Raw genomic sequence first — 5,778 nt, 5'->3', positions numbered from 1 at the left:
TTCTGCACGCGCGTAACAAAGCTCATGGAGGGGGCTGGTTGAGGGGGCTCAGTGTGCCAAGGGTGGGGGCGGCTGGCTATTTATGCAGTGTCTCCTTAAAGAATTTTACACAGGCGAGGCAGATGCTTGGTTAGTGCCACTCTGGGTATGCTAAAAACCTAGCGGCTTACCATTTTCATACGACTAGCCAACAACTAAATATAAGTCTGTTCACGCTGAGGCCCACAATCGCTCAATGAGCAGCTGCACGCACCGAGCCTACTGGTCCTCTCAAGAATAAGTAATGGCCTATAAACAATCCCCTAGGGATGGTCTGAAGTAGCCATGTATTTCTGGCTGACTTCAGCTTCCGCCGATTTTGAAAGCGGAAAATCGACCAAAAATGATCAGATCACCGCTCATTTCTGTGTTTTTAGCCGCCGCGAGCACCTCGCGGCGGCCATTCCCCGCATTACAGGCGCACCTCTCCCGCGTTGGTCAGTAACCGTCGGCGCGCCTTCCACAGATTCGACAGCGCGAACAGCGTGACCAACTGAGCGGTGTTCTTCACCAGCCCGCGGAACCGCACCTTGGTATAGCCAAACTGCCGCTTGATCACGCGGAACGGGTGCTCGACCTTGGCGCGTACTTGGGGCTTTGGCCTTCTCGATCTTGCGCTTGGCTTTGTATAGCGCGCTGCGCTTATCGAGCTTCTTGTAGGTGATGCGGCGTGCCGCAACCTGCCAGATCACCTGACGCCCCTCATGCTCGGGACGCTTCTCAACGCCGGTGTAACCAGCGTCGGCGCAAACCACATTCTCGTCGCCGTGCAGCAGCTTATCGACCTGGGTGACATCCGCCACGTTGGCCGCCGTGCCCACCACGCTGTGCACCAAGCCCGATTCGTCATCCACGCCGATGTGCGCCTTCATGCCGAAGTAGTATTGCTGGCCTTTCTTGGTCTGGTGCATCTCCGGGTCGCGCTTGCCGTCCTTGTTCTTGGTTGAACTCGGCGCGTTGATCAGTGTGGCATCGACGATAGTGCCTTGGCGCAGCGACAGGCCGTGGTCACCCAGGTGGCCGTTGATCACAGCCAGGATGCCGGCAGCCAGCTCATGTTTCTCCAGCCCGGCTTTGGAGCTTTTTCCTGCGAGCCAATGCCATATGTAGACAAATCCCTTCCTTCTCACCCGATACAGAGTCTGCTCGCTGTGAGAATGGCAAGCGTTATGTATCCAACCGATGATACTGCCGAATTCGACGAAGCAGGAGCAAACCGAGTCCGAGTGCGATCACGCCAAGGATAGGCCAATCCCGCCAGCGCACATAAGGGGTCGCGCCAGTTCGGGGGGTCACTTCGGCGCTGAGGGTGGCTACGCGGAATTGAGGAGCGCGTGTAAGGACCTTTCCCTCATAGCTGACAGTTGCTGTGATGCCCGTGTTCGTGGCTCGCAGTAGGTCACGTCCGGTTTCGATGGCACGCATGCGGACCATCTGGAAGTGCTGGAGAGGGCCGATTGAGCTGCCGAACCAAGCATCGTTGCTGACATTCACCAGTAACTGCGCTTCGGGCAGAAGTTCCGTGACTTCAGCACCAAAGACCGCCTCGTAGCAGATGAGTGCTCCGACGGGCACACCCGCTGCGTTAAGGACGTGCGCTTCCCGTCCTGGTGTGAAATCGGACATAGGCGCCCCGAGCACGTCGAGGGCCGAACCCAAGAAGTTCCGGAGCGGAACATATTCACCGAAGGGCACCAGGTGGCGTTTGTAGTAGAAGCCTGAGGGATCGGAGAGGCTTACCACGGCGTTGTAGGTACGGCCCTCCGCCTCGCGTACCGGGACGCCAATCATTAACGATGTGCCTGCCTGATCGGCTAACGCCTCAAGCTCAGCAAGATATGCTTTGGCCTGGTCATGCCACATCGGGATTGCCGCTTCTGGCCAGATCACGATATCGGCTCCGAGATGCTGCGCGGTAAGCGCCTGATAGCGCTCAAGTGTGATGTCCCGGTATCCCGGGTCCCATTTCTTGTCTTGCGCGATGTTTCCTTGCAAGAGGACGACATCGATCGGGTCAGCGGCTGGCTGCGTCCATTCACGATCCAGCAGTTGCAAGCCGGCGAGGGTAGCGACTAACACGGCACCGACTACCGCAGCACGGCGCAGGCTTGGCCCCTGGACAACCCAGGCAAGCCCGCCAGCGAGAAGTGCCACCAGTAAACTCACGCCAAGCACGCCAAAGACGGGAGCGATAGTGGCAAGTGTGGTGTCGGTCTGGCTGTAGCCAATGAAGAGCCAGGGAAAGCCGGTCAAGAACCAGGTGCGCATCCATTCACTCAGCACCCATGCCGCAGGTAGCCCTAGCCAGAGTGCCATTGCATCCATCTCAGGGCGCAGGCAGCGCACGAGGTACGCGACGCCCCATGGAAAGAGGGCGAGCAGCGAGACAAAGGCCGCCGTGACTAACACCGCCACCACGGGGCCATTGCCGTACTGGCTAATGCTGATAAAGACCCAGGAGACACCCACGCCGAAGTAGCCAAGGCCAAAGAGGTAGGCCGACCACAGCGCCTGACGCCTTGAAGACTGCGCGGTCAGGACAAAAAATGTTGCCAGAGCGATCACCGCAAGCCATGCCCAGCCCACAGGGGCAAAGGCAAGCGGCATGGCGCCTCCAGCAAGTAGAGCCATCCCCCCTGTCAGAAGCGGCTTATAGCGCACGCCCGTGTATAGGCTAGAGGGTAGCGCGCACTTATCACCCAATGCTCTCTCGCCTCCGAATCCAGGATCAACCCTGTGGCTCATGCTTTCTTGCTCCGCTTAATCAAGCTGCGTCAATTCATTCGGCCGGCTGGCCAGGGTGGCAAAGTGAATGTTTCTGGACTCGACTAGGTGCGCCGTAAGCTGGGAGCTGCTTCGTATTCGGCCAGCACGACAGTGGCTGTGTTGGGGAGCAGTACGTTAGCTTTGCGATACCACCCCTTCCAAGCCCGCTGATACCAGAACGAACAGGACGAAGCCGCCTATGAAAGCCAGCGGTGAGATGTGCGTATCGTCACCGCTCTCGTGAGCCTCGGAGACCATATCTTCGATGGCAGCGACCGTGAGAAGGCCTGCCGTGAACGTCAGTGCCGCTAGCTTAAATGCCTCCGGCTGGTTCCTGAGTACGAAGTAAGCAAAGACGGCTGCCGAGAGCACAGGAATCGCGAAGGAAGCAGAGAGCAGTATCCGCTTGCTACGAGGGATTCCTTTATCTTTCATGGTGGCGATCGTCGCAAAGCCCTCAGGAACATCGGCGAGAACCTGACCCGCCGCCAGGATTATCGCGACCGACGGTGAGACCGCCGACCCCGCCCCGATCAGGAGGCCATCGCTGAACAGGTCGATGGATACGGCGATATAGATCATCCAGACACTCGTCTGACCGCCTTCTCCCTGCTGGCCTTGTCGCTTCTGGAGACTCTCAACGAGCTTCTCGATACCTACGTAAGCAATGCCGCCCAGCGCGAAAGCGAGGGCGATTACCCAGGCTGAGAGGTTCTCTAGCACGCGCGGCATGATTTCAACCGCCACCACCGCAATGACGAGGCCGGCAGCGCCGTGAAGGGCGTAATTGAGACGGCGCCCGGTAGTTCGGGAGGCCTCCGCAGCGAGCCCACCACTAAAATTGCCTAAGGCGGGCAACAGCGCCAGGCCGAGTACCAGCCAGATACTATCCATCATCTTCCTTCCTTGGTTGATTCCTAGATACGCTACCTTGCTGGCTCCGAGCCTTCGCGCTATATGCTGTCGTTCAGGCCTAGCGCGCTTGTACAGCCACTTCGATCAAGTGTCCCAGGCATCGATAGCTGCGTACCGTGCAGCCTCACCCCTTGAGCGCCAGGATGCGCCGAGCGCCGTTGAGGACGATCAGGCCCACGATGGTACCGATAATCAGGTCAGGGTAGCTGGACCCCGTCCAGGCGACCAAGGCACCGGCGGCGATGACGCCCATGTTGATCACCACATCATTGGCCGAGAATATCCAGCTTGCCTTCATATGCGCGCCGCCTTCGCGGTGCTTGGATATCAACAGCAGGCAACCGGTATTGGCGATCAACGCGACGAAGGCGATCGCCATCATCATCAGCGATTCAGGCTCACTACCGAAAACAAAGCGTCGCACCACCTCGACGAGTACGCCGATAGCCAAAATCAGTTGCAGTACCCCTGCCAGATGCGCGGCACGTACCTGCATTTTCGCACTGCGCCCTACGGCATAGAGAGCCAGGCCATAGACGGCTGCATCGGCAAACATATCCAGGGAATCAGCGATCAGGCCGGTAGACTGGGCGATCAGGCCAGCAGTCATTTCCACCACGAACATGATCGCATTGATACCGAGCAACACGCGCAGAGTGCCTGACTCCTGCGTAGCAGAGACTGCCGAGCTCTCAGCGGCCTTGATCGTCTCTGGGTCGGCAATGACGGTTTCCTGAAGAGAGGCGCCTAGCCCCAAGGTCGCCAGTTTCGCGGTAATGGGCTCAGCCTCGCCGTCATGCACGACCTCCAATCGGCGGTTCGACAAGTCGAAGGACAGCGTTCGAATCTCATCAAAGCCGTTCAGCGCCAAGCGGATCATCCGTTCTTCTGAGGGACAATCCATCTTCGGCACAGCATACACGCTGACCCATTCCCCTGACGCTTCGGAGGAGACCGGCATATCGGTATCCGCTGCAGGCGTTGCATCGCAGCTACATGGGCCACCACAGGCTTTACTCACGATACGGCTCCAGTTAACCAACATAGATTGCTAGTATTAAAAACTATATAGCTACTATAAGGTCAATGGGACAGATGATCCGTTGAGGAGTAAGCCTGATGCGCATTGGTCAGTTAGCCCAGATAGCGGGTATCGACACGCAGACGATCCGCTTCTATGAGCAGCAGGGCCTGTTGCCGCCGCCAGAACGGCAGGAGAATGGTTACCGTGTCTATACCGAGAAGCATGGCGAGTGGCTTGCCTTTATCCGCCGCTGCCGAATTCTGGACCTGTCACTGACAGAGATTCGCGAGCTACAGAGCTATCAGGACGACCCTCGCCAGCCCTGTACCGCCGTCAACGCCATGCTCGATGACCACATCTCTCATGTGCGGTCGCAGATAACTGCTCTGCAAGCGCTTGAGCAACAACTCGTTTCACTGAGGGCGAGTTGCAACGAGGGTCGGGAGATCAATGCCTGCGGCATCCTGACGGGGATCAGCGAGGAGAGCAAACAACAGCTGTATAGGGCTAGCTCAGGCCGTAAGGACTGAGCAGAGACATGCCGGACCTTGCAGTGACATTGTGAATGCATGGTGTGTTGATCGCGAAGCCTCACTGCGTATCTCGGCATGCGAACCTGGGCGTTGCTGCAAACTTGCAGGGGCCGTGAAGAAGAGTCGTCATCAACCAGGTAATCCGCTGAGCTGATGGTTGGTTCCGTCATCATGATATGAGCCAATCAACCAAAAAATCCGGATACCCGCCAGGTCAAGCAAGCCGCGCCGCTCCAGATTCGGCGGCTGGTCGAGCTCGATGACTGGTTGGCTGCAGCGATCGCTGCGGCGCATGCCCGGGGCGATGGAGCGGCAGCGCTTCGCCACCAACGGGACCGAGCGCTGGTGCTGCTCGGATTCTGGCGTGGCTTTCGCGGCGATGAACTGCTGCGGCTGCTGGCGAACTCACGAGCGCACCGCGCTGGCCAGCGCGTCGCCGGAAGCTCTATGCGCCCATCTGCCTCTACTGGAAAACCAGGTCAGCAACGTCTGGTCGATGGG

General features: G+C 58.4%; 4 protein-coding genes and 2 pseudogenes. 2 read left to right on the top strand and 4 right to left on the bottom strand.

Features of this window, described 5'->3' with window-relative positions:
• Window positions 1-451 precede the first annotated feature (451 nt).
• The 4 genes and pseudogenes from ACIGHL_RS22650 to ACIGHL_RS22635 form a co-directional block, all read right to left on the bottom strand.
• Window positions 452-1,106: pseudogene (locus ACIGHL_RS22650) on the bottom strand (IS5 family transposase); the annotation flags it as partial.
• 100 nt (window positions 1,107-1,206) lie between these two features.
• Window positions 1,207-2,646, bottom strand: a complete 1,440-nt coding sequence (gene lnt / locus ACIGHL_RS22645) for an apolipoprotein N-acyltransferase (RefSeq protein ID WP_045428515.1) — start codon at window positions 2,644-2,646, stop codon at window positions 1,207-1,209.
• Window positions 2,647-2,940: 294 nt separating this feature from the next.
• Window positions 2,941-3,702, bottom strand: a complete 762-nt coding sequence (locus ACIGHL_RS22640) for a ZIP family metal transporter (RefSeq protein ID WP_009686175.1) — start codon at window positions 3,700-3,702, stop codon at window positions 2,941-2,943.
• 142 nt (window positions 3,703-3,844) lie between these two features.
• Window positions 3,845-4,741: a cation efflux transmembrane domain-containing protein gene (locus ACIGHL_RS22635; RefSeq protein WP_008928737.1), complete on the bottom strand. Its 897-nt coding sequence runs from the start codon at window positions 4,739-4,741 to the stop codon at window positions 3,845-3,847.
• 98 nt (window positions 4,742-4,839) lie between these two features.
• Here ACIGHL_RS22635 and cadR point away from each other — a divergent pair, with 98 nt between their 5' ends.
• Together cadR and ACIGHL_RS22625 are read left to right on the top strand one after the other, a co-directional pair.
• The gene (cadR, locus tag ACIGHL_RS22630) at window positions 4,840-5,274 is read left to right on the top strand and encodes a Cd(II)/Pb(II)-responsive transcriptional regulator (protein ID WP_008175821.1); all 435 of its coding nucleotides are present in this window, start codon (window positions 4,840-4,842) and stop codon (window positions 5,272-5,274) included.
• Window positions 5,275-5,536: 262 nt separating this feature from the next.
• Window positions 5,537-5,778, top strand: a pseudogene (locus ACIGHL_RS22625) (hypothetical protein); the annotation flags it as partial.

The sequence above is a fragment of the Pseudomonas sp. NPDC077451 genome (assembly GCF_044543345.1).
Lineage (GTDB): Bacteria > Pseudomonadota > Gammaproteobacteria > Pseudomonadales > Pseudomonadaceae > Stutzerimonas.
The sequence above is the reverse complement of the archived record's forward strand: the minus strand, read 5'-3'. Positions and strand labels throughout refer to the sequence as shown.

What these genes read in the sequence shown, in the direction of transcription:
- lnt (WP_045428515.1), bottom strand. Translation starts at nt 2,646, where the DNA reads ATGCCGCTTGCCTTTGCCCCTGTGGGCTGGGCATGGCTTGCGGTGATC.
- cadR (WP_008175821.1), top strand. Translation starts at nt 4,840, where the DNA reads ATGCGCATTGGTCAGTTAGCCCAGATAGCGGGTATCGACACGCAGACG.
- ACIGHL_RS22640 (WP_009686175.1), bottom strand. Translation starts at nt 3,702, where the DNA reads ATGATGGATAGTATCTGGCTGGTACTCGGCCTGGCGCTGTTGCCCGCC.